At 71.1% G+C, this 1,206-nt stretch carries 1 protein-coding gene; it reads right to left on the minus strand.

All coding sequences use genetic code 11. The annotated features are described in order from the left end of the window. Positions 1–1,206 (minus strand): MDR/SDR family oxidoreductase (locus ABGB06_RS39365; RefSeq protein ID WP_347600547.1); only part of this gene is annotated, 1,206 nt, incomplete at both ends.

The following is a 1,206-nucleotide window of genomic DNA, read 5'->3' on the forward strand; positions in this document are numbered from 1 at the left end:
CGAGGTGTTCATGCCGTCGGGTGTGTTCCACAGGCCCCAGGCGAGGGAGGTGGCGGGGAGGCCGGTGGCGTGGCGGTGGTGTGCGAGGGCGTCGAGGTAGGCGTTGGCGGCGGCGTAGTTGGCCTGTCCGGGGGAGCCGAGGGTGCCGGCGGCGGAGGAGAAGAGGACGAACATCGTCAGGTCGGTGTGGCGGGTGAGTTGGTGGAGTGTCCAGGCGGCGTCGGCCTTGGGGGCGAGGACGGTGTGCAGCCGTTCGGGGGTGAGGGCGGTGAGGAGGCCGTCGTCGAGTACGCCGGCGGCGTGGATGACGCCGGTGAGCGGGTGGTCGGTGGGCACGGTGGTGAGGAGTTCGGCGAGTGCGTGGTGGTTGGTGATGTCGCAGGTGGCGAGGGTGATGTGGGCGCCGAGCTCGGTGAGTTCGGTGACGTGCTGGTGGGTGTCGGGGGTGGTGGTGCCGTGTCGTCCGACGAGGAGGAGGTGGCGGGCGCCGTGGTGGGTGACGAGGTGGCGGGTGATGAGTTTTCCGAGTGCGCCGGTGGCGCCGGTGATCAGGATGGTGCCGTCGGGGTCGAGTGGGCGGGGGATGGTCAGGGCTGCTTTGCCGCGAAGCGTCGCCTGGCTGAGGTGGCGGAAGGCTTCGGGCGCGCTGCGGACGTCCCAGACGGTGAGTGGGGGCAGGGTGAGGGCGCCCTGGTCGAAGAGGTCCAGCACCTCGGTGAGCATCTGCGCGATGCGTTGGGGTCCGGCCTCGGCCAGATCGAACGCCGTGTACGCCACGGCCTCATGGGCGGCGTGCACCTCGTCCGCGTCCCTGAGGTTGGTCTTGCCCATCTCCAGAAACCGGCCGCCCGGGCGCAGGAGGCGCAGCGAGGCGTCGACGAACTCCGTGGCCAGTGCGTTGAGTACGACGTCGAGTCCGTGCTCGGTCCGGAACGTCTCCTCGAAGTCGAGGGTGCGGGAGGAGGCGATGTGGTCCTCGGGGAGGCCGGCTTGGCGGAGGGCGTGCCATTTGCCGGGGCTGGCGGTGGCGTAGACCTCGGCGCCGAGGTGGTGGGCGAGTTGGACGGCGGCGGTGCCGACGCCGCCGGCCGCGGCGTGGATGAGGATGGACTGGCCGGGGCGGAGGGCGGCGAGGTCGATCAGGCCGTAGTAGGCGGTGAGGTAGACCACGGGCATGGTCGCGGCCTGCGCGAACGTCCAACCCTC

Source organism: Streptomyces sp. B6B3, assembly GCF_039871525.1.
Classification (GTDB): Bacteria; Actinomycetota; Actinomycetes; order Streptomycetales; family Streptomycetaceae; genus Streptomyces.